Source organism: Planococcus sp. SSTMD024 (assembly GCF_041320495.1).
GTDB lineage: Bacteria > Bacillota > Bacilli > Bacillales_A > Planococcaceae > Planococcus.
Genome location: NZ_JBGGNS010000021.1, coordinates 335,353 through 359,326, shown reverse-complemented (window position 1 = coordinate 359,326; position 23,974 = coordinate 335,353). Strand labels below are relative to the sequence as shown.

At 52.2% G+C, this 23,974-nt stretch carries 15 protein-coding genes and 2 riboswitches; all 15 genes read left to right on the top strand.

Features of this window, described 5'->3' with window-relative positions; genetic code table 11:
• Positions 1 to 202: 202 nt before the first annotated feature.
• The 15 genes from AB9R92_RS08740 (at position 203) to metH (ending at position 23,585) form a co-directional block, all read left to right on the top strand.
• On the top strand, positions 203 to 1,333 hold the full coding sequence (locus AB9R92_RS08740; protein ID WP_370669077.1) for a sugar ABC transporter substrate-binding protein: 1,131 nt from the start codon (positions 203 to 205) through the stop codon (positions 1,331 to 1,333).
• Positions 1,334 to 1,415: 82 nt separating this feature from the next.
• Entirely contained in the window at positions 1,416 to 2,936 is a 1,521-nt protein-coding gene (locus AB9R92_RS08735; RefSeq protein ID WP_370669076.1) for an ATP-binding cassette domain-containing protein, read from the top strand.
• 13 nt (positions 2,937 to 2,949) lie between these two features.
• Positions 2,950 to 4,125: a sugar ABC transporter permease gene (locus AB9R92_RS08730; protein WP_370669075.1), complete on the top strand. Its 1,176-nt coding sequence runs from the start codon at positions 2,950 to 2,952 to the stop codon at positions 4,123 to 4,125.
• A gap of 367 nt (positions 4,126 to 4,492) precedes the next feature.
• Positions 4,493 to 5,473 (top strand): sugar ABC transporter substrate-binding protein, encoded by a 981-nt coding sequence (locus tag AB9R92_RS08725; protein WP_370669074.1) that lies wholly within the window; start codon positions 4,493 to 4,495, stop codon positions 5,471 to 5,473.
• A complete protein-coding gene (locus tag AB9R92_RS08720; RefSeq protein WP_370669073.1) occupies positions 5,470 to 6,918 on the top strand; it encodes a sensor histidine kinase in 1,449 nt (482 codons plus the stop codon). Before AB9R92_RS08725 ends, AB9R92_RS08720 begins: the two co-directional genes overlap by 4 nt.
• Positions 6,911 to 8,464, top strand: a complete 1,554-nt coding sequence (locus tag AB9R92_RS08715; protein ID WP_370669072.1) for a response regulator transcription factor — start codon at positions 6,911 to 6,913, stop codon at positions 8,462 to 8,464. Before AB9R92_RS08720 ends, AB9R92_RS08715 begins: the two co-directional genes overlap by 8 nt.
• A 26-nt stretch (positions 8,465 to 8,490) precedes the next feature.
• On the top strand, positions 8,491 to 9,519 hold the full coding sequence (gene xylF, locus AB9R92_RS08710) for a D-xylose ABC transporter substrate-binding protein (protein ID WP_370669071.1): 1,029 nt from the start codon (positions 8,491 to 8,493) through the stop codon (positions 9,517 to 9,519).
• A 244-nt stretch (positions 9,520 to 9,763) separates the two neighbouring features.
• A riboswitch (SAM riboswitch) is annotated at positions 9,764 to 9,872 on the top strand.
• A 114-nt stretch (positions 9,873 to 9,986) separates the two neighbouring features.
• Positions 9,987 to 11,378, top strand: coding sequence for an LLM class flavin-dependent oxidoreductase (locus AB9R92_RS08705; RefSeq protein WP_370669070.1), 1,392 nt, complete (start codon positions 9,987 to 9,989; stop codon positions 11,376 to 11,378).
• Positions 11,379 to 11,495: 117 nt separating this feature from the next.
• Entirely contained in the window at positions 11,496 to 13,010 is a 1,515-nt protein-coding gene (locus AB9R92_RS08700; RefSeq protein WP_370669069.1) for a sodium:solute symporter family transporter, read from the top strand.
• Positions 13,011 to 13,177: 167 nt separating this feature from the next.
• Positions 13,178 to 13,741 (top strand): copper resistance protein CopC, encoded by a 564-nt coding sequence (locus tag AB9R92_RS08695; protein ID WP_370669068.1) that lies wholly within the window; start codon positions 13,178 to 13,180, stop codon positions 13,739 to 13,741.
• Positions 13,738 to 14,799, top strand: a complete 1,062-nt coding sequence (locus tag AB9R92_RS08690) for a copper resistance D family protein (RefSeq protein ID WP_370669067.1) — start codon at positions 13,738 to 13,740, stop codon at positions 14,797 to 14,799. Before AB9R92_RS08695 ends, AB9R92_RS08690 begins: the two co-directional genes overlap by 4 nt.
• A 224-nt stretch (positions 14,800 to 15,023) precedes the next feature.
• The gene (locus AB9R92_RS08685; RefSeq protein ID WP_370669066.1) at positions 15,024 to 17,012 is read left to right on the top strand and encodes an acyltransferase family protein; all 1,989 of its coding nucleotides are present in this window, start codon (positions 15,024 to 15,026) and stop codon (positions 17,010 to 17,012) included.
• 150 nt (positions 17,013 to 17,162) lie between these two features.
• The gene (locus tag AB9R92_RS08680; protein ID WP_370669065.1) at positions 17,163 to 17,996 is read left to right on the top strand and encodes a DUF6920 family protein; all 834 of its coding nucleotides are present in this window, start codon (positions 17,163 to 17,165) and stop codon (positions 17,994 to 17,996) included.
• A gap of 104 nt (positions 17,997 to 18,100) precedes the next feature.
• Positions 18,101 to 18,203, top strand: a riboswitch (SAM riboswitch).
• A 104-nt stretch (positions 18,204 to 18,307) separates the two neighbouring features.
• Positions 18,308 to 20,155, top strand: a complete 1,848-nt coding sequence (locus AB9R92_RS08675; RefSeq protein WP_370669103.1) for a bifunctional homocysteine S-methyltransferase/methylenetetrahydrofolate reductase — start codon at positions 18,308 to 18,310, stop codon at positions 20,153 to 20,155.
• Positions 20,148 to 23,585 (top strand): methionine synthase, encoded by a 3,438-nt coding sequence (metH, locus tag AB9R92_RS08670; protein ID WP_370669064.1) that lies wholly within the window; start codon positions 20,148 to 20,150, stop codon positions 23,583 to 23,585. Before AB9R92_RS08675 ends, metH begins: the two co-directional genes overlap by 8 nt.
• Positions 23,586 to 23,974 lie beyond the last annotated feature (389 nt).

The following is a 23,974-nucleotide window of genomic DNA, read 5'->3' as shown; positions in this document are numbered from 1 at the left end:
ATCCCTATTTATAGAGGATTGGCGTTTTTTTATTGTCTGGAAACTAGGGACGGATGAAGAGATGATACAAGCTTTGAAGCGAAAAGTTAAAAAAGTACAGATGATGTTAAAAGAGTGCTAGTGAAAGCGCTATCATTTAAGTTTTCAGAATTTATACTTAAGAAGTAATTACTTATATTGACAAAGGGAGAGGGGAAAGAATATGAAAAAGAATGGTAAAGGCTTGCTGTTGCTGATGATTTTGGTGTTGTTCGCGTTAATGGCCGCTGCATGCAATAGCGAAGGGGAAGCAGGTTCTGGTTCGGGTTCTGGCTCTGGGGTGGATGTCGGAATCGTCTTGCCGACAAAAGATGAGCCGCGTTGGGTACAGGATGAGCAGCGCTTCAAAGATGCATTGGCAGATTCAGACTACTCGACAGAAATTCTCTTCAGCCAAGGGTCTTCAGCTAAAGAAAAAGAGAACGTCGAAGCGTTATTGAACAAAGGCATCAAAGTCTTGATCATCACGCCGCATGACGGGGCTGCGGCCGCGGCTGCTGTGGAAGCTGCAAAAGCGGATGACGTGACGGTTATTGCATATGACCGTTTGATCACCGATACGGATGCAGTTGATTACTACGTGACATTCGATTCATTGGCAGTAGGGGCAGCACAAGCCCAGTACTTGATCGATAACGCAGAAGGCTCGGATATCCCGTTGTACTTGTACGCAGGAGCTTCTTCAGATAACAACGCCTTCTTGTTCTTCCAAGGCGCATGGGAAGTGCTTCAGCCGAAAATCGCTGACGGCACATTCAAGATCGCCAACTCCAGCGAAGCGGAAGCTTTGTCCGATACGAAAGAATTGGACCGCGACCAGTTGAGCAAAATCATCGGCCAGGTCACCACAAACTGGGATCCAAACGAATCCAAGAACAAAGCACAGACGCATTTGACTTCGGTAAGTGAAGACATGAAAGGCAATGTAGCGATTTTGGCGCCGAACGATGGCACTGCCCGCTCGATTGCAGATGTGTTCGGATCGGATTCCGCTGTGACGGATTACACGATCACTGGCCAGGATGCTGAGAAAGCGTCAATCCAGTACATCATCGACGAGAAACAATCGATGACGGTCTTCAAAGATGTCCGCACATTGGTGCAGGATGCAATGGGCATGGCCGTTGAAGTGTTGGATGGCAACGAACCGGAAACAACAGGTTCTTATGATAACGGAGCAGGCGAAGTGAAAGCGAAGCAGACAGACGTCATCGTAGTCGATAAAGAAAACGTAAAAGCCGAATTGATCGATACGGAATATTACGAAGCAAGCGAGTTTACAGGCATCGAGTAAAACAATAGGACACAGGAATAGTGGTAGCGCCGTCTATCACTATTTCTCCATTCCTTGAGGTTTTTGTAAGGGAGGCGGAGAAATGAGAGATTATATTTTGGAAATGAACGGAATTACCAAAGAGTTTACCGGAATCAAAGCGCTGGATGACGTCAATTTCAAAGTGGAGCGCGGGGAAATCCATTGCTTGATCGGCGAAAACGGGGCAGGGAAGTCCACTCTCATGAAAGTGCTAAGTGGCGTATATCCCTATGGTACATATGAAGGGGACATCGTCTTCGAAGGGGAAATCCAACGCTTCAATGAAATCAACGATAGCGTCAAAGCCGGAATCGCCATCATCTATCAGGAGCTGGCGCTGTTTCCGGATCTGACGGTTTACGAAAATATTTTTGCCGGAAACGAAATCCGCAAAGGCCCGTTCGTCGATTGGAACGAAACGATTGTCCAGTCGGCTAAGATGCTGAAAAAGGTCAAGTTGAATGTCGATCCGGAAACTCTAATCAAAGATCTCGGGGTCGGCAAGCAGCAATTGGTGGAAATCGCCAAGACCTTGAGTAAGGACGTCAAGCTGTTGATCCTCGACGAACCGACAGCTGCCTTGAATGAAAACGACAGCGAGAATTTATTGGAGCTATTGAAAGAATTGCGGTCGCAAGGAATCACCTGCATCATGATTTCCCATAAATTAAAAGAAGTCATTTCGATTGCCGATAAAGCGACGATTTTACGGGACGGCAAAACGATCGTCACTTTGGATGCCCATAAAGGGGAAATATCGGAGAGCGTCATCATCAAAAACATGGTGGGCCGCGAAATCGCCGACATCTACCCGAAACGCCTCGATCATCAATTCGGCGAGACGGTGCTCGAATTGAATGATTGGTCGGCATACGATACGCAGCTTGGCCGCCACGTCGTGAAAAAAGCGAATATCCAAGTGAAGCAAGGTGAAATCGTCGGCATTGCCGGGCTGATGGGCTCGGGGCGTACGGAACTTGCGCTCAGCATTTTTGGCAACCCGAAAAAATACAAAGTGGAAGGCGATATGCAGGTCAATGGCCGGAAAGTGCAATTCAAACATACTAGCGACGCCATCAAGGCGGGAATTGCTTATGTGACCGAAGACCGCAAAGGCAATGGCTTGTTCTTGATCAATGACATCAAGAACAATATCACGGCGGCTCATTTAAAGGGAATCTCGCAAAGCGGCGTGCTGAATTTGAACGAGGAAGTGAAAGTGGGCTCTGAGTACAGAAAATCGATGCACATCAAAACGAGCTCGCTCGAATTGGCAGTCGGCAAACTGAGCGGCGGCAACCAGCAAAAAGTATCGCTCGGCAAATGGCTGTTCACGGGACCGAAAATCCTGATCCTCGATGAACCGACGCGCGGCATTGACGTCGGGGCGAAATTCGAGATCTACACGATCATGAACGAATTGATCAAGCAAGGCATGAGCATCATCATGATTTCTTCGGAACTGAACGAAATCATCGGCATGAGCGACCGCATCTACGTGATGGCAGAAGGCGCGATCACCGGAGAATTGTCGAGAGAAAACACGACACAAGAAGCCATTATGGAATTGGCAACGCAATAGGGGGTAGGTATCCATGACTTTTTTCAATGAAGCGCGCTTTCTGATCAAAACCAATATCCGCGATTACGGCATGTACATCGCATTGTTCGTCATCATGCTGACCTTTTCCGTTTTGACAGACGGTTTGTTCATGTCATCGCGAAACATCAGCAACTTGCTCGATTCAGCGGGCTATATCGCGGTGCTCGCAGTCGGCATGACGCTCATCATCGTCATCCGCCACATCGATTTATCGGTCGGCTTTGTCGCCGGATTCCTCGGCGCCGTGGCGGCGATTTTCCTGACGCAGATGGGCATGTCCGTATGGCTCGTCATTCCGATCGTCTTGGCGTTCGGCATCATCATCGGCTTATTCAACGGCTTTTTGGTCGCGAAAATCGGCATCCCGTCGTTTGTCGCGACACTGGCCGGCATGCTCATTTTCCGCGGAGCTTTGCTCAATGTCACGGAATCGACAGGCACCATCATCGTCAACGATGATTTGTTCAATGCACTGGGCAATGGCTTCATCCCGTCGCTTGTGGAAGTGAACGGCCTTCACTTGCTGTCGGTGCTCGTTGGGGTGATTGGCATCGCTCTTTATATTTACAGTGAAATCTCCACACGCCGCAATAAAGTGAAATACGGTTTCGATGTGATTTCACTGCCGATCTTCACCTTGAAGCTGGTTTTTGTGTCGTTCATCATCGGCTATATTACGTGGGTACTGGCTGGATACAACGGATTCTCGTGGACGGTCGTCATCATGCTGCTCGTCGTTGTGATTTATCATTTCCTATCGACGAAAACGGTTCTCGGGCGCAATATTTACGCAGTCGGCAGCAACCCGGAAGCGGCGCATTTGAGCGGCATCAATGTCACGAAAATCACCATGATCGTCTTCGGCTCAATGGGCATGCTCGCCGCCTTGTCCGGTATCCTGTTCACGGCGCGCCTGCAATCGGCAACGACGACAGCGGGAACCTTGTTTGAGCTCGATGCCATCGCCGCAGCGTATGTCGGCGGGGTTTCTTCAGCCGGCGGCGTCGGCAAAGTCACCGGTGCGATCATCGGTGCGATTGTTATGGCGTCCTTGTCGAGCGGCATGAACTTGCTCGGTGTCGGCATTTCCTATCAGTACATGATTCGCGGCGGAGTCTTGGCCGCAGCTGTCATTTTCGATGTCATGACGCGCAAACAGCGCGGGTAACTTCATCACAAACAAGCACCTTCGCTGACGAAGGAATGCGTTTCCAGAGTGTTAAAAAAGCTTAGGAGCTGCTACAAATTAGAATGGAAATGCTTTTCGCTGCATTCAAAAATCAATGAACTGTCTAAGTGTTTGGAGAAGTGTTTGCTCGACTCCTGTGGGACTAGCGGGTTTGAGAGACCCCACAGGAACGAAGTGACGAGGAGGCTCGATTCCCGCCCCACGGAAAGCGAGCAATAAACTTCGGAAAATACGAGTTTCAAGCACCTTCAAAGACGAAGGTGCTTGTTTCTATATAGACAGTATTGCGAATTTTCCGACAGGTGGTAAGATGAAAACAGTTTCATCGCGAAAAGGGGAACGAACCGTGAGAAGAAAAGTCATCTTTGTGCTGTGCTCATTATGTGCCGTGCTCGGTTTTTTTACCGTGCTGTCGGTAAATAAAGTCCTGAACTCCGAATGGGAACTGCCCTCAGCCGTCAGCAGCGACCAGGAGCGCCAGCGGATCGTGCTCATCACACAAGAATTGGATACGCCGTTTTGGAAACTGGTGGGACAAGGCGCTGCCGAACAAGCGGAACGGGAAGATGTCGGGTTTGAACTATGGGGGAGCTATGGGAAAAACCAGGAAGATTTCCTCAAACAAGTGGAAATTGCGCTTCATTCGAAAGTGGACGGAGTCATCGTGCAAGGCCATGACACCGAAGAGTTCCAGCAATTGGCGCGCATCAAAGCCGCTTCCTATGGCATCCCGATCATCACCGTCGCAAATGACGTGCCGGTCGAGAAAAGCTTGCGCAAAACCTATATCGGCTCGGACCATTACGCAGCCGGTGAATTGCTGGTGGAGCAATTGGTCGCCGATATGGGCACATCGGGGGAAATGGTCTTGCTTGGCGACGCGGAACTGGAATACAGCGAACGCCTGCGCTTGGATGGCATGGAAGACAGCCTGGCACGATACCCGGAGATCCGTTCCACTTATATCGAAAGCGGTTCTTCGGATGAAGAAGCGGCAGATGCCGCGCAGCAAGCGTTGAACGAGCATCCGAATGTCGATGCGTTCATCTTGCTCGATATCCGCCAAGCCCGTGTGGTCATGCAGGAAATCAGCAGCCGCACCGAACTCGAGCCGTTCTACCTGTATTCATTCGATGACGGTTCGGATGCTTCTGCGCTGTTAACGGAAGGCAAGCTCGATGCCATCATCGAACAATCGCCGGAAGAGATGGGCGAGAAAAGCGTCGAAATGATGATGAAGTGGTTACGCAATGAAGTCGTGCCTCTTGATTCCAAAGGATATGTGACCGATATCCGCATTGTGGAAGGAAAGGATGAATTGCCGTGAATACAATCCAAAAGAAGATTTGGATGCTCGCGGGAATCGTCATCGTCATGATGTTCGCGATTTGGCTGGCATTGACCTTTTACAACCAGAAAATGCAGGACCAATACAATGACATCTTGCAGCGCTATTTGCAGATGAACGAAGTGACCGCCTCCAGCCAGCAAACGGTGACCAATTTGAACGACTATCTATCCAATCCGACAGCCCGCTCAGCAACGACGCTCGCGTCCAGCCAAAAAAGGCTGCAGGACGCCCAGGCGTCGTTGTTGGAATTGCGCAATGCGGACAATGAATTTTCTTTGACCAATTACAGCAATATGATCGAAAGTTTTATAGAAACCGTGGAACGTTCCGCTGCTTTCAGCGAACAAGGCGAGAATGACATCGCGGCGAGCGAATTCACGGAAGCGAATCGCATGTCCGTCTATATCTCCGAAATGACCTTATCGATTTTCAATTCCGAACTCAGGACGTACGAACGCTTTTACCGGGACATTATCCGGCAATCACAGGAACTGAACACGATGGGCATTTTGCTGTTATCCCTGACAAGCGTGTTGTTGTTATTGTTTACCTATTTGTTTTCCTTAAGCATCACCAAGCCGGTCCATCAATTGACGAAAGCGGCCAACGAATTGGCCAAAGGGCGCTTTGACCAGCCAATCCGCGTGAATTCCAATGACGAAATTTCCTTTTTGGCGAAAACCTTTGACCATATGCGCGTGAACATCAATAAACTGATCATGGAAATTCAGCAAAAAGCCCAAGTGGAGAGTGAATTGCAGGAGAGCCAATTGCTGCTGCAGCAAAGCCAGATGCGCCATCTCCAAAGCCAGATCAATCCGCATTTCCTGTTCAACACCTTGAACACCTTATCGAAAAAAGCCTATCTGGACGGCGCCGAAGACACCAGTGATTTATTGGTCAGCGTGGCCGGTTTGCTGCGCTATAATCTGAAGCGCCTCGACCATACCGTGACACTTGAAGAAGAAGCGCATGTGTTGACGCAATATATGGACATCCAAAAAGCCCGTTTCAGCGACCGGTTGACCTTTCACATCGACTTGGATCCAGCGGCCTTGGTATATCAAATGCCGAGCCTGACGCTTCAGCCGCTCATCGAAAATGCCGTAATCCATGGGATTGAGCCGAAAGAAGACGACGGCGAAATCTGGTTCCGCATCAAAGAAGAAGACCAGCACATACGGGTGGAAATTGAAGACAACGGCCAAGGCATGGACGAACATAAAATCGAACAGCTATTAACAGGCGGCATCGACCCACAAGAAGGGCATGCAACGGGCATCGGCTTTGCCAATGTCGCGAAAAGGCTGCAGCTGTTCTACGGCAGCGACGATGTCATCAAAATCGAAAGCATGCCGCAGTGTGGAACGAAAATCGTTTTGAAATTGCCGAAAGTAACGGAGGTTGAAAGCTATGTTTAAGCTCCTGCTCGTAGACGATGAACCGATGGAACGTGAAGGGATGAAAGCGATCCTGGAGCGGTCATTCGAGGAAATAGAGATCAAGCAAGCGAAAAATGGCAAACAGGCAGTGGAAATTGCAGCTGACTGGCAGCCGGATATTATCTTCATGGACATCATGATGCCGGTCATGACGGGCTTGGAGGCGATCGAACAAATTCGCGGGACCGACCCGGAAGTCGAATTTGTCATGATGACAGCATTCGATACTTTTGGCTACGCCCAGCGAGCGATCAAATTGGGCGTGAAAGATTATTTGCTGAAACCAAGCAAAGCGGCAGAAATCGTGGCCATCGCGGAGAAGTTGTTCAGTCATTTGAAAAAGAAAGCACAGCAATCAGCGCAACGCGAGCAGCAACAAAGCGCCTTGCAAAAAGCGATGGCCATCGTGGAGATGGATATCGTTACGCAATTATTGTTCGATCAAGTCCAGGACATGCACATCGATTTGCTGGTAGACATGAAAGGAACCGAGCCATCCAACGAGAAATTCGTCATGACGATCGCCGTCCCAAAAGGCGTGGAGCAACTATGCCGCGATATTAAACGGGACATCAGCGAAACTTCTCATATTTGGGCGGGCCCTTGTTATGACTGGCAATTGCCGCTCATCGTCTTCCGCGATCCTGCTCATTCATACCGCTCCCAGGCGATCACGCTTGCGAATCGGATTTTGGCAGCATCCGGCAAGCGGGAGCAATGCTTTGTCGGGATTGGGCCGGTGTGCGATTCTTTGGAGCAGGTGCGGGATTCCTACCAGAAATCATTGATCGCCATGATGGATTTAGCGGTTCCTTCGCGCTACCGTTTTTATTCGGCAGACTTAGAACCTATCCGCACACATGACCCCGCGCTCATCAAGCAGCAGGAAAAGAGAATGGCTGATTGTGTCCGGACTGGCGATTGGGAAGCGGTCGAAGATATCGTAAACGGATTGATCCGGCAATCGGAGCAGACAGGCGAAAATGTCCTCAGAACCCAGCAGCGTTCGCTTGAATTATTATGGCTTTCCAGCCGGATCATGGAGGAATCCGGAATCGAGACGGAAGCGCCTTATTATGCGATCCCGGCACAAGACTATCGCCAATTGATGTTAGAAACCTCGGATTTGATAAAGGCTTTGAAGCAGCATTACACCATGCATTTCAGCCGTGTGGAATTCGACAAGATCCATAAAATCAAGCAATTCATCATGGAGCATTCCCATGAAGACATTTCACTCGAAGTGCTGGCGAAGAAAGTGGATTTGAGCCCCATCTATATCAGCAAATTGTTCAAAGAAAAACTCGGCATCAATTACATCGACTTTTTGACGGAATGCCGGATGGGAAAAGCCAAGAAACTGCTCGCCGACCCGGAAATCAGCTTGAAAACGATTGCCCTGGAAGTCGGTTACCACGAACCCAATTATTTCAGCAAAGTGTTTAAGAAAATGCACGAGCAGTCCCCGACTGAATACCGTTTGAACCTGCTGAATTCAGGCCGCACGCAAGGAATCAGCACATGAAGCGGTTGCTAAGGGGATTGTTGCTGATGAGTACGGGCGTTTGGCTGGCAGCGTGCCAGGAAGACGCTAAGCTGCCCGAAAAAAGTGTGTTCAAGGAAGACGACAAGGCACAAGACGAGGAACCGCTGAAAATCGGCTTTGCAATGGACACCTTGAAAGAAGAGCGCTGGCTGAAAGACCGAGAATTGTTCGAACAAGCGATTGAATCGCGCGGATTGGAAGTGGAGATTGCCGCAGCGAATGGGGACGACGCGCTGCAGATCGCCCAAGCCGAAGAGATGATCCAACAAGGCATCGACTTACTCGTCATCGTGCCGCATAACGCAGAAGCGACCGCAGCGATTGTCCATAAAGCGCACGGGGCAGGCATCAAAGTCATCGCTTACGACCGGCTCGTGAAAAATGCGGAAATCGATTTATACGTCTCCTTTGACAATGAAAAGGTGGGGGAGCTGCAAGCCGAGAAAATGCTGGAATTGGTTCCAGAAGGCAATTACGTCTACATCGGCGGCGCCCCGACAGACAATAACGCCCATCTTTTGAAAAAAGGCGTGTTTGATGTGCTGCAGCCGGCAATCGAACGCGGCGACATCAACATCATTTATGATGAGTGGACTGAAGATTGGGCGCCGGAACAAGCTTTTGCGCATATGTCGCAGGCGCTCGACATCAACGGCAACCAAATAGATGCGGTTATCGCGGCAAATGACGCGACCGCCGGCGGGGCGGTCGAGGCGCTTGCGCAACAAGGGCTTGCCGGGTCCGTCCCGGTCGCAGGGCAGGATGCCGAACTGGCAGCTGTGCAGCGGATTGTCGACGGCACACAATCGATGACCGTCTATAAACCGATCCAGCAATTGTCCGAACGTGTCGCAGCGCTTGCTGTCGAATTGGCGGAAGGGAACGAAATCGGACCGACCGTCAGCATCAACAACGGAAAAAGCGAAGTGCCGTCTGTGTTGCTTGAACCAGTTGCCGTCAACGACGATAATATTCAAGATACGCTCATTGCGGACGGGTTTCATCGTGCAGAAGACGTTTACCGCAAAGACTGAAAACTGGAACTGCCTGCCAGCAGCGTCTTGGCGGATAATTTTCATTCTGCAGAAGAACTGGACGGGCTGGAATGACACCAGCTGTTTGAATCTGTAAGAGCAAGCGTAAATGCCGCTACCCGGTTGAATGGGAAGCGGCATTTTTCGGTGGCGAAAGCCGGACGATCGAAAAAATCTAAAAAGAATTTTAAATATTCGGTTGACTTCTCTATTTCCTAGTATTAAGATAGGGATTAATTTAATAATCTTATCCAGAGAAGCCGAGGGACTGGCCCGATGACGCTTCAGCAACCCCTGATATCAATCAGGAAGGTGCTACTTCCAGCAAGGAGAGATTCCTTGGGAGATAAGAGAGCGGACCCGACCATTCAAATAGCCCTCTTTTCTCGTTTTCAGAGAAAAGAGGGCTATTTTTATTTTCTACAGAGGGCTGCGGAAATTGCGATTTCAAAAGGAGGAATTTGACGATGACGAAGAAACGGATTTATTTGAACGCTTTTGAGATGGTGTGCGCAGGCGGGCACCAGTCGCCGGGGTTGTGGCTGCATGAGGACGACCGGTCGCATACGTATAAGGACAGCGAATATTGGATCGAACTTGCGAAACTATTGGAAAAAGGCAGATTTGACGCGGTGTTTTTGGCCGATGTGCTCGGAACCTACGATGTCTACGGCGGCACGCGCGATGCCGCATTACGCAATGCGGTGCAGACGCCGGTCAATGATCCGCTACTGGTCGTGCCGCTCATGTCATCAGTGACGGAGCATTTGAGTTTCGGGGTCACGGCTTCTGTCAGCCACGAACATCCGTACACCTTCGCACGGCGCATGTCGACACTCGACCATCTGACAAAAGGGCGCATCGGCTGGAACGTTGTCACTTCCTATTTGAAAAGTGCTGCAGTGAATATCGGGCTCGATGACCAAATGAGCCACGACGAACGCTATGAATTCGCGGCCGAGTATTTGGACGTCTGCTACAAGTTATGGGAAGGCAGCTGGGAAGACGGCGCGGTCGTCCGTGATCAAAAATCGAAAGTCTATACCGACCCGGCGAAAGTCCATGACATCCGCCACGAAGGCAAATACTTCAAAGTGCCGGGCGCGCATTTATCCGAACCGTCGCCGCAGCGCACGCCGGTATTGTTCCAGGCAGGCGCTTCGCCGCGCGGCCGTGAGTTCGCCTCGAAGCACGCCGAATCGGTGTTTACGGCAGGGCCAACGATTCCGGTGGTGAAAAAAGGCGTCGACGCACTCCGTGAACGCATCAAAGCGAATGGCCGAAACCCGGAAGATGTGTTGGTGTACACAACCTTCACCGCGATTGTCGGCAAGACCGAAGAAGAAGCGCAAGAGAAATACGAAACCTTGAAAAGCCATGTCAGCTACGAAGGCGCACTCGCGCTGCTCAGCGGCTGGACCGGCATCGACTTTTCCGGATACGAGCCGGAAGATACGCTCGAATACATCCAAAGCAACGCGATGCAATCGGCGGTGGAAGTGTTCACGCGCGCCGATCCGGATCGAAAATGGACGATCGGCGAACTCGCGACATTTGTCGGCATCGGCGGAAGAGGGCCGGTCGCAGTCGGCACGCCGGAGCAAGTGGCGGACGAAGTGGAGCGCTGGAGAGATGAAACCGGAGTCGACGGCTTTAACTTGGCGTATACGCTCGCACCCGGAAGCTTCGAAGACTTTGTCGAACTGGTCGTTCCGGTCTTGCAGGAACGCGGGCTCGTGCAGAAAGAATACGCAGACGGCACATACCGTGAGAAAGTCTACGGCAAAGGCCAAGCGCACTTGAAAGACAATCATCCGGGCAGAACGTTCAAGCAATTGCACGAAACAGTTAACAACTAGAAGGGGGAATGAGGATGCTGACAGCTTACTGGATCGCCGTCGCCGTCTTTTGGATCGCGGGGCTGACTTTATGGAACAAACTCTATCCAAAACCGAAACCAAAAGGAGGCGAACAGAATGGGGGATGATACAACTTGGCTATTGCCGCTGATTGCTTTGATGCTCGTCGGCTATTTCGCCTTGACGACATGGCTCGGGAAAAAAGGCAAAGCCCACAGCGGATCGATGAAAGGCTTTGCGATCGCGAAAGGCAAAGTCAATCCGGCGGTTGTTGGCATGAGTTTCGGCGCCTCTTACGCCAGTGCCAACCTGTTTCTCGGCGTGCCGGGCTGGGCGTATACATACGGCTTGTCGACTTTGTGGTATACGATCGGCTGCTTTGGGGTCACATGGCTCGGGCTGTTGTTGTTCACGAAAGCTTTCTGGCGCTACGGGCAGAAAAATGGCGGCAGCCTGACGATCCCGCAGTGGCTCGGCAACCGCTACAACAGCAAAGCCTTGCGCGTCCTCGTCGCCTTATTGGTGCTGTTCAATATTTATTACATTGTCGGGCAGAACGTCGGACTCGCGACGATGTTCGAGACGGTCATCGGCATTCCGTATTTATGGGGCATCGCAATCGGCGTCGTCATCACCGTCGTCTACGTGAGCCTCGGCGGCGCGTTCGCGCAAATTGTCAGCGACGGCATCCAAGGGGCAACGATGGCGGTCGTGTCGCTATTGTTATTCATCTCATTATTATGGACGATCGGCGGCGGATGGAATGTGTTCGGCACGCTGCAATCGGAACTTCGCGCGATCGACCCGGCACTTGTTTCGCCGCTGTCGACTGGCGGGCCGTTCTATAGCGGTTTCGCGATCTTGAGCATCCAGTGGCTGCTGTTTTCATTCGTGCTATTGCCTCATTTGATGAATAAAGTGCTGACGGTCGAAAAAGAACAAGACTTGCGAACCTTCACTTTATCCGCCGGCGTCTCCTTGTTCACCTTATCGATCTTCTCGGTGTTCGCCGGACTCGCCGCGCGCATCATCTTGCCGGGGCTCGCGTCGGCTGATAGCGCCATTCCGGCGTATATCATGGAAGCTTTCCCGGTGGTCATCGTTGCGCTGCTCGTCATGGGCTTGATTTCCGCGATCCTGTCAACGACCGACAGCCTGTACCTTGGCATCACCAACAGCATCGGCAACGATTTGTTCAAAGTGCTGGCAGTGCCGGTTCTCTATAAAAACAAGAATTTGACGGAGCAGGAACTTGATGCCAAAGTGCTGAAAGCGTCGAAAGTGTCGCTGGTCTTTATCGGCCTCGTGTCGCTTTATATGTCGATCAACCGGCCGGAATCCTTGGCGCTTTTGACGAACTTCGGGACCTCCGCGATCATCAGCGGCATTGCAGCCCCGATCAGCCTCGGCTACTTCTGGAAGCACGCCAATAAATCCGGCGCCATCGCTTCCGTCGTCAGCGGTGCCGGCTGCTATATGATCTTGACCGGCACCGGTGTCATCGAGCACGTTTTCCAGGCGATGTTCTTCAGTTCGATCCTCGGCTTCACGTCGATGATCACGGTGAGCCTGCTTGCCGAAACTTTGAGAAAGCGCGAAAAGACTTCGCAGGAAGCAGTTCGTGGATTGTAAAGAGAAAGCCTCGAAATCATTCGGGGCTTTTTCCTATGCTGCCAATCTTCAGAGAAAATTCATAAATCCAAATGCGCCGCTCTTGTTTCTTGCGTGCAAATGAAATAGGCTGAAAAGAGTTGTTGCAATAATTGAGTTGACCTAACAAGAAAGAAGGAATCTTACCTATGAAGAAGACTTTGGTTTTATTAAGTGCATTACTGGTTTTGCCGATGACAGCGCATGCGCATTCGGTGCTTGAATCGTCCACTCCGGCAGAAGGCGCGGTTGTGGCTGAGCCGATTGAACAAGTGGTGCTCGATTTCAGCGCCGGCATCGAACAGGGCAGTGGCATGACGATGACGATGGACGGTACCGCTGTGGATTTCAGTGAAGTGGCTGTAATGGAAGACCAATTGGTCGGGACGCCGGCGCAGGAACTGGAAGACGGTTCGTATGTCGTGGAATATGACGTGCTGAGCGAAGATGGCCACCCAATCCAAGGGTCACTTGCTTTTGAATTGCAGGCAGGCGAGGAAGAAGCGGCGCAAGAAGAGCCGGCTGAAGAAGAAACGGTTGAACCGGAAGCTGATGAAACGGAAACAACGGAAGCAGCAGAGATGGAAGAGGCAGCCGCGAGCGGTTCGGAAGTTCCTTCAGAAGAAGGCGGTTCCAGCATGACCTTGATCATCGCGGGCCTCGCCATTATCCTGTTGGTCGCTGCCGTTGTGTTAATGCGTAGAAAACGATGAGTTGGTTGATCGCACTGTCGGATTTTTTTCTTTATGTGGTGTTGGTGTTTCTGGCAGGGGATGTTGTCTTGCGCTGCGTCAAATCGGAGAAAAAGCCGCTTGTTGAGGTTCCGAAAAAACTGCTCTTGATGGCGCTTGCGCTTATTCCGCTATTGCTTGCCCCGCCTGTCATCCAGCTGGTTTTATTGCTTTCGGAAAGTTTTGGGCCGGGTCAGGCATTGATGGATGTCGCAACAGAATTTCGCGCCGGCCAAAGCTACGTATTCGGCGTCTTGATGGCAGTGGCATGGGTGATCGTGGTGTGGCGCGACGGATCGTGGGCGTTCCGCGCGTTTTGGCTCGTGCTCAGCGTGCTCAATGTGGCGTATGCGAGCCATGCTGCATCGATTGCGGACTGGCAAGGCTTTATTGGGCACGCGCTTCATTTTCTGGCGCTCGTATTATGGGCGGGCGTATTGATCCACATTGCCTGGTTTTTGGGCGATGGGCGCAATTGGCGCGCATTTCTCAAATGGTTTACGCCGTTTTCTGTTGCCATGATGATCCTATTGATCGGCAGCGGCATTTGGCTCATGTTGTTTTTTGTGGCGCCGGAAGATTACGCGAGCTCGTGGATTTTGCCTTACGGGCAGCTCTTGCTCTTGAAGCATTTGAGCATCGTGCCGCTGTTGCTCGCAGCGTTCATCAATGCCGTCTTATCCAGAAGCGATGCCCCGAACCGCGCATGGCTTAAAGTCGAGAGCTGGCTGTTGCTGTTGGTGTTATTAATCACCGCCTTCATGAGCAAGCTCGCCCCGCCGCATAATATCAACGAAACGTTCCGCATGGAAGGCGGCGCGCCTTTTGTCGAATGGTTCGCCGGGCCGCAGTATCTGCCGGTGCATGCGGTATGGACACCGAATATTGACGCGTTCTTGATGCTGGCGATCGGCCTGATCTTCCTCGGTTTGCAATGGCTGGGCTATCGCAAACAGCTGCCCGAATGGCTGTCGTTTACGTTCGGCCTCGGGTTTGTTGCGGCGACTTACACCGGATTGATGTTCAGTTTCTTATTCTAATGAAAACCTTGCCTGAAATGGCGGGTTTTTTTCTTGCAAAGAATATTTCGACTATCGGCTAAGCTATTGAGACTGCCAAATGCTTGCGTTACACTTGCAAATGGCAAGGAATGGGTTTTGATAATTCGAAAATTTCCAGTTCAATATTAACCTTAAAGATTTTATGATCTTTAGTTTTTGGTTATTCCTTTTCCGCAAAATTAAAGAATGGCGAGGTACAACAAATGACGGATTTACGAGTGCCTCATAAGCGTTTCCGCCCGGAGTTAGAAGGAATCCGGGCAGTTGCAGCGCTTTTGGTGGCAGTCTATCATATTTGGGTCGGATCGGTATCCGGCGGGGTCGATGTCTTCTTCATCGTCTCGGGGTATTTGATCACGACATCTCTCTTGTCACGGATGGTGCGCGATGGCCGCATCAATTATTTGGAAAATCTGTTGGGGCTCGCGAAGAGGCTGTTTCCACTGGCGTTTACGGTAATGGTCGTCTCTGCGATTCTGTCGATTGTTCTATTGCCGCTCAGTGTGTGGCGCCAGACGATTGCGGAATTGTTCGCGTCGATGTTCTATTTCCAAAATTGGCAGTTGGCCAAAAGCGCTGTTGATTATTTAGGGCAAAATAACGAAGCCAGCCCGTTCCAGCATTTCTGGGCGCTGTCGATTCAAGGCCAGTTTTATGTGACATGGCCGGTCCTCATCACGCTTGTTTATTTGCTGGCGACGAAACTATTGAAGACGCCGGTGCGCAAAACTTTGCTTGCGGTGTTGTCGGTCATTTTCGTCGCTTCACTCAGCTATTCGGTGTACATTACCGCGGTCAATCAGCCATGGGCGTATTTTGATACATTCGCGCGCGTCTGGGAATTCAGCCTCGGCGGGATGCTTGCGCTCTTGCTGCCGTATCTGAGGTTTTCGGACCGTGCGCATCTCGTCATGGGCTGGGCCGGGCTTGCGATCATCGCGTTCACTGGAATGGTGCTGCCGGTGTCGACCGTGTTCCCGGGATTTGCGGCATTGCTGCCGACCGGCGGGGTGATCCTGGTCATCATCGCTGCTGAAAACGGCCAGGCATTCGGCGTGCAGAAATTGCTCGGCTCGAAGCCGTTCCAATATTTCGGCAGCATTTCCTACGGCTTTTATTTATGGCATTGGCCGTTGCTGGTGTTCTATTATGCGTATTTCAATACGGAAACGGTTACCGCATTTGGCGGTTTGGGCATCTTGGCGCTGACTTTTGCGTTGTCGGTCATTACGATCCGTCTCGTTGAGGCGCCGGTGCGCAAATTGCCGGTCAAACAGTCGAAAAGGCGGTTGTCGAAAGTGCTGGTAGCGATGATGATGCCGGCGCTAGTCGTTGGCTTGTCATGGAGCGTTTTGGTACAGGCAAGCACAGGCGGCAGTTTTACAACAGAAGATAATCCAGGCGCACGCGCCGTTTCACAGGGCATCCAGCCGACAAAAGGCGCTGATGTACAGCCCGATTTCCTGACGGCGAAAGAAGACTTGCCAACTTTTTACGGCGAGGATGATTGCACGACCAAGGGCGGCAAAAGCACCGATATTAAAGAGTGTTCGTTCGGCGTGACGGAAAACCCAGATCATGTGGTGGCGCTGGTCGGCGGTTCGCATTCAGGGCATTGGTTCCCGGCACTCGAGGAAATCGCGGAAGAATTGAATATGCGCATCGATGTCTATATTAAAGATGCGTGCCGTTTTACCGCGGATGATTTCGGCGAATTGCTGACCGAATCGTGTATGGAGTGGAACGATAATTTGGAACAGCATTTGCTGGAAGATCCGCCGGACACGATCTTTACGACCGCAACAGTCGGAAAAGGGGATACTGTACCTATCGGATATATCGACAAATGGCAGCGTTTTGAAGGGGTCTCTGCTGTTTTTGCCGTACGCGACAATCCGCGCATGAAAGTCGATCCGACAAAGTGTTTGGAAAACTTAAGCCAGGCGAACTGTTCCATGCCGAGGGAAAAAGCATTGTCTGATGTCGTGCCGTGGGAAAATACAGAAGGCATTCCGGACAATGTGACGTTCGCCGATTTGTCCGAGTATTTCTGCACGGATGATACGTGCCCACCTGTCGTTGGCAATGTCCTTGTCTACCGCGATGAACATCATTTGACGACGCTTTATTCGCAAACGATGGGGCCGGCATTGAAAGAACATCTTGAACCGGCTCTTGAAAATCTAAACTGATGAATTTTAAACGCCTCCGGAATGGCCCTCTTCCGGAGGCGTTTTCTATTGGCCGAGCTAGGCAGGGAAAACAGCTGCCGTGTCGAAAGAGATACACAAGGAGATAGCTTGAACGTAACAGCGCAGCATAATCGGAAAGGGGTCTGAGGCATGAAACGCATATGGCCGGTTTTAGCATTGACGACGCTTGGGGCATACGGAGCTTACCGAAAATACAAAGACATGACGCGGCTCGTCAAACCGACGTGGCCGGAAGTCCGCCATGCCGGGGAAGTGGAGAAGGCGAGGACGGACAATCTCCCGAAACCGATCGCCAAATGGCTGGAAGCAAGCGGCGCGATCGGGCGCGAACAAGTGATGGGCGTTTATGTTAAGCAAGTGGGCTGGATGAAAATGAAGCCTGAACAGGAAGAATGGAGCGAATCGACCGCTGAGCAATACAGCTTTGTCGAACCGCCCTCGTTTTATTGGAAAGCACGCATGAAAGTGGATGGGCTGTTCGTGACGGGGTCCGACAGTTTCCGGGACGGCCGCGCCGGTATGCGCATCCGTTTCGCGGGGCTGGTGCCGATCAACCGGTCGATGCCGGATGGCAAGCTCGATGAATCCACCTTGCAGCGCTTTTTAATGGAAATGGCGTGGCTGCCGGGGCTCGTGTTCAGCCCGTACGTGCGCTTCTTGAACAGCACGGATCACTCCGTGGAAGCGGAAATGACCTATAACGGATCGACCGCCAATGTGACCTTCGAGTTCGACGAAAAAGGGCGCATGAAACGGGCGCGTGCGATGCGCTATAAGGACATCGGGGAAGATGCCAAGCGCTTGCCGTGCATTGCGGAAGTGCACGAATGGCAGAACATCGAAGGCATCGAAATCCCGCGGCGCATCGACATCACCTGGATGATCGACGGCCAAGCCTTCACTTGGTATAAATTCACCGTCGAAGCCGCCAAATTCAATCCGCGCGTCCCGGATGCCTGGTGAGAGATCAGGAATGTAACAGAAAGTTCGTTGTTTTTTGATAAATCAGCTTGACCCGAATCACCGCAGGGGGTATCATGTGGGAATACTGAAAACTGCATAGTGAATTCTTATCTAGAGAAGTCGAGGGACTGGCCCGATGACGCTTCAGCAACCAGCCGCTTGCGGTCAGGTGCTAATTCCAGCAGGCACACGCCTGGCAGATGAAAAGGAACGAGTCCGATATCGTAAAGCCTTCTTTTTCATGGAAGGCTTTTTTTGTTTCATATCGATGCGTCCGCAGCTGCACGGCAAAATCAGACGGAGGAGGACGAATCATGTTATTAGATGAACTGAACAAACGGATGCTGACGGCGGACGGTGCCATGGGGACATTGTTGTACTCCTACGGCATCGAATACTGCAACGAGGAATTGAACATCCAGCGCCCGGAAGTGATCGAAAAGATCCACCGCGACTATATCGCGGCCGGAGCGGACATCATCCAAACAAACACCTACGGGGCGAATGCCCATAAACTGGCGCGCTACGGGCTCGAAGAACAGACCGAAGCGATCAATAAAGCAGCGATCGCCATCGCCAATAAAGCGGCAAAAGATGGCGGGCAGTTTGTTGTCGGCACAATCGGCGGCATCCGCGGCATCCGCAAAAGTGATGCGACTTTGGATGAGATCGTCGCCATGGTCGACCAGCAAGCCCGGCATCTATTGTCCGGCGACCCGGACGGCTTGTTGCTCGAGACGTATTACGATTTCGAGGAACTGGCGGCGACTGTCACGCATTTGAAGAAACTGACGGACGCCCCGCTTATCGCCCAATTGTCGATGCACGAACCCGGCATCCTGCAAAACGGCATGAGCTTGAACGAAGGGCTGAAACGGCTCGATGCGCTCGGCGCGGAAATTGTCGGCGTCAACTGCCGCCTTGGCCCGCACCACACGATCCAGGCATTCGAAGGCGTTGAACTGTCGGAAAAAGCCTTTTTGTCGGCGTACCCGAACGCTTCGCTATTGGATATCGAAGACGGGCGCATCGTCTACGAATCGGAAGCCGATTATTTCGGCCGTGCGGCACTATTGCTGCGCGAAGAAGGCGTGCGCCTCATTGGCGGTTGTTGCGGCACGACGCCGAAGCATATCGAAGCGGTGAAAAAACGCATCGGCCATTTGCAGCCGATCACCGAAAAGAAAGTCGAAGAGAAAAAGCCGATCGTCATCCGCGAGGCGGAGGCGTTAAAAGACAAGCCGCTGCACGAAAAAGCAAAAACCGAGCGGACGATCATCGTCGAACTGGATACGCCGCGCCATTTGGATATCGAGAAATTCCTCGAAGGTTCAAAAGCATTGGACGCAGAAGGCATCGACGCCATCACGATGGCCGATAATTCACTCGCCTCGCCGCGTATCAGCAATATGGCGATGGGTTCGATCATCAAGCATAAGCAGGATGTCAGACCTCTTGCGCATATTACGTGCCGCGACCGCAATTTGATTGGCCTGCAATCACATATTATGGGGCTTGACGCACTTGGCATCCACGACATACTCGCCGTCACGGGCGACCCGACCAAAGTCGGTGATTTCCCGGGCGCCACCAGCGTCTATGATGTCTCGAGCATGGAATTGATCCAGCTCATCAAAAAGCTCAATGAAGGCATTTCATTTTCCGGAAAACCGCTGCGGAAAAAAGCGAACTTCTCGGTCGCTGCCGCGTTCAACCCGAACGTCCGCGTCGTGGAACGGGCGGTTCAACGGCTCGAGAAGAAAATCGAAGCCGGGGCGGATTACTTCATTTCACAGCCGGTCTATACAAAAGAGAAAATCATCGAAATCCACGAAGCAACGAAGCATCTGGACACGCCGATTTTCCTTGGGGTCATGCCGCTGACGAGCATCCGCAGCGCCGACTTCCTGCACAACGAAGTGCCGGGCATCAAATTGTCCGAAGAGGCACTTGACCGCATGCGGGCTTGCGGCGAAGACAAGGAAAAAGCGACGGCTGAAGGCATCCAAATTGCCAAAGAGCTGATCGACACGGCAGCGGAATTGTTCAACGGCATTTATTTGATCACGCCATTTGTGCGCTACGACATGACGGTGGAATTGATCCGCCACATCCGACAACTAGATTTAAAGAAAGCGAGCGATCGTGCCTATGCCTAAACATCTAATTGAACAGCAGCTCGAAAAACGCATCCTCATCATTGACGGCGCGATGGGGACGATGATCCAAAACGCGGACTTGTCTGCGGAGGATTTCGGCGGCGAGGAGTACGACGGCTGCAACGAATACTTGAATATTGTCCGACCCGATGTGCTCGAAGGAGTGCACGACGCCTATCTCGAAGCGGGCGCTGACATCATCTGCACGAACACTTTCGGCGGCACGCCAGTCGTCCTCGATGAATACGGGCTCGGCCATCGCGCCGCGGAAATCAATCAAAAAGCAGTCGAAATCGCCAAAAAGAGCCAGGCGAAATATTCGACCCCGGAATGGCCGCGCTTTGTGGCGGGTGCTCTCGGGCCGACGACGAAAACTTTGTCGGTAACCGGCGGCATCACATTCGATGAATTGAAAGCTGACTTCCAGGTCCAGGCGAAAGCCTTGATTGAAGGCGGCGCGGATCTATTGCTCCTTGAGACGAGCCAGGATATGCTCAACGTCAAAGCGGCGACGATCGCAATACGCGACGCCTTCGAAGAAACCGGCGTGGAATTGCCGGTGATGATTTCGGGGACGATTGAACCGATGGGCACGACGCTCGCCGGACAGACGATCGAAGCGTTTTATGTGTCGATCGAACACATCAAGCCGCTATCGGTCGGCTTGAACTGCGCGACGGGGCCGGAATTCATGACCGATCATTTGCGTTCATTGTCTGAATTGTCATCAGGCTATGTCAGCTGCTACCCGAACGCCGGGCTGCCGGATGAGGAAGGGCATTACCATGAGACGCCGGAATCTTTGTCAAAAAAACTGCGCGGCTTCGCTGAAAAAGGCTGGCTTAACGTCGTCGGCGGCTGTTGCGGCACGACGCCAGCGCATATCGCGGCGGTGCGCGAAGCGGTTGACGGGCTGGCCCCGCGCGAGCGCAATGAAACGAGCCATGGCCATGCGGTATCCGGCATCGAAGTGCTCGAATATGACGAGTCGATGCGCCCGTTATTTGTCGGCGAACGCACGAATGTCATCGGCTCGCGCAAATTCAAGCGGCTGATCATTGAAGGAAAATTCGAGGAAGCGGCGGAAATCGCCCGCGCCCAAGTGAAGAACGGGGCGCATGTCATCGATATTTGCCTGGCGAACCCGGACCGCGACGAACTCGAGGACATGGCGGCATTCATGCAGGAAGTCGTCAAAAAAGTGAAAGTGCCACTCGTCATCGACTCCACGGACGAAGACGTCATCGAAGCGTCGCTGAAATTCTCCCAAGGCAAAGCGATCATCAACTCGATCAATTTGGAAGACGGCGAAGAACGTTTCGATGCGGTCATGCCGCTCGTAAAAAAATACGGTGCATCGGTTGTCGTCGGCACGATCGACGAAATCGGCATGGCGGTCACACGCGAGCGCAAACTTGAAATTGCGGAACGCTCATACGAATTGCTGACGGAAAAATGGGGGATCGCCCCCGAAGACATCATTTTCGACCCGCTCGTGTTCCCTGTCGGAACGGGTGATGAGCAATACATCGGCTCGGCGGTTGAAACGGTCGAAGGCATCCGCCTCATCAAGGAGAAATTGCCGCGCGCCTTGACGATTCTCGGCGTCTCGAACGTGTCGTTCGGCTTGCCGCCGGTCGGCCGCGAAGTGCTCAATGCCGTTTATCTGTACCACTGCACGCAAGCCGGGCTTGATTATGCGATCGTCAACACCGAGAAGCTCGAACGTTTTGCGTCGATTCCGAAAGAAGAAGTGAAGATGGCGGAAGAATTATTGTTCGAGACGACCGACCAGAACCTGGCGGACTTCACGGATTTCTACCGCGACAAGAAAAAGGAAAAAACGGAGGACGATATTCCGGACACCGTGCCGGAGCGCCTCGCCTATTATATTCTCGAAGGCACAAAAGAAGGGCTCATTCCCGATCTTGAAAAAGCGCGGGAGCTGTACGAAGACCCGCTCGAGATCATCAACGGCCCGCTTATGGAAGGGATGGCCGAAGTCGGGCGCTTATTCAACGACAACCAGCTGATCGTCGCGGAAGTGCTGCAATCAGCAGGCGTCATGAAAGCGGCCGTGTCGTATCTCGAAGGCTTCATGGAGAAAAAAGAAGACGATAGCGGAAAAGGCAAAGTGGTGCTTGCGACCGTCAAAGGCGACGTCCACGACATCGGCAAAAATTTGGTCGATATCATCTTGTCGAACAACGGCTTTAAAGTGATCGACATCGGCATCAAAGTGACGCCGGCGGAACTGATCGAAGTGATCCGCAAAGAACAGCCGGATATCGTCGGCTTGTCGGGGCTGCTCGTGAAATCCGCCAAGCAGATGGTGCTGACGGCGCAGGATTTCCGCGAAGCGGATATCGATGTGCCGATCTTGGTTGGCGGCGCGGCCCTGTCCCGGCGCTTCACCGAAACGAAAATCGCTGCGGAATACGACGGTCCGGTCATTTACGCAAAAGATGCGATGCAAGGGCTGGACCTTGCGAACCGCCTGCAAAGCGGGGCGGGAAAAGCGGTCTTGCTGGATGAACTGGATGCCCAGCAGGAAAAACGCCAGGCGCAGGAAGCGGCACGCGCTGAAAAAAGCGCCGTCGCCATTTTGGAAAAACCGGTCAAGACCGTGCGCGAAGATGCGCCTGTTTACGTACCGAACGATTTGCGCCGGCATGTCTCGAAAGAGTATTCAGTGGCGCATCTGTATCCATACGTCAATATGCGCACATTGATCGGCCATCACTTGGGGCTCCGCGGTTACAGCGACAAACTGTTGCAGCAAGGCGATGCAAGGGCGGTGGAACTGCACGAACTCGCGACGAAGTTTCTTCAATCGGGCTTGTTGAAGCCGGCGGGGATGTATCAATTCTTCCCGGCGCAATCGGACGGCGACGATGTCGTCATCTACGACCCGAAAGACGCTCAAAAGGAAATCGAACGCTTCACCTTCCCGCGTCAACAAAAAGCGCCGTTCCTGTGCCTGGCCGATTATTTGAAATCAACGGCAAGCGGCGAGATGGATTATGTCGCGTTCATGCAAGTGACGGCAGGGCACGGCGTCCGTGCGGAAGCGACGCGCTTGAAAGAAGCGGGGCGTTTCCTCGAGAGCCATGCGCTGCAGGCGACCGCTTTGGAACTGGCAGAAGGTTTCGCGGAACGCATGCACCAGGAAATCCGCGACCAATGGGGCTTCCCGGACGCGACGGATTTCTCGATGCGCGACCGGTTCGCGGCAAAATACCAAGGCCAGCGCTTCTCGTTTGGCTACCCGGCCTGCCCAAATCTGGAGGACCAGTCGAAACTGTTCGGCCTCATCAAACCGGAAGACATCGGCGTCCACTTGACGGAAGAATTCATGATGGACCCGGAAGCATCGGTATCGGCGATTGTCTTCGCCCACCCGGATGCGCGCTATTTCAACGTAGAATAAAGGCAACGGACCGGGGAAGCCTGGTCCGTTTTAAAATTATTAAAGAAGTAATAACTATTGCAACTTATGATAAGAGCAGTTAGTGTTACCAGATTTAAAAATCGATAATCTATCTCAGTATTTGGAGAAGCGTTCACTCGACTCCTGCGGGAGCAGCGAAGCGACGGGTTTGAGAGACCCCGCAGGCAATGAATGAGCGAAGCATCGCTGAGCACATTCATTTGCGATGCTCAAACGCAGTGAGAGTTGAGCAACGTTGTTAGTGACGAGGAGGCTCGATTCCCGCCCGCGGAAAGCGAGTGATAAGCTTCGGAAAATACGGCTTCTTCACTTTCTCGACAAGATGAAAACGAACCAGGAAGGCCCGGTTCGTTTTTTCTATGAGCTCG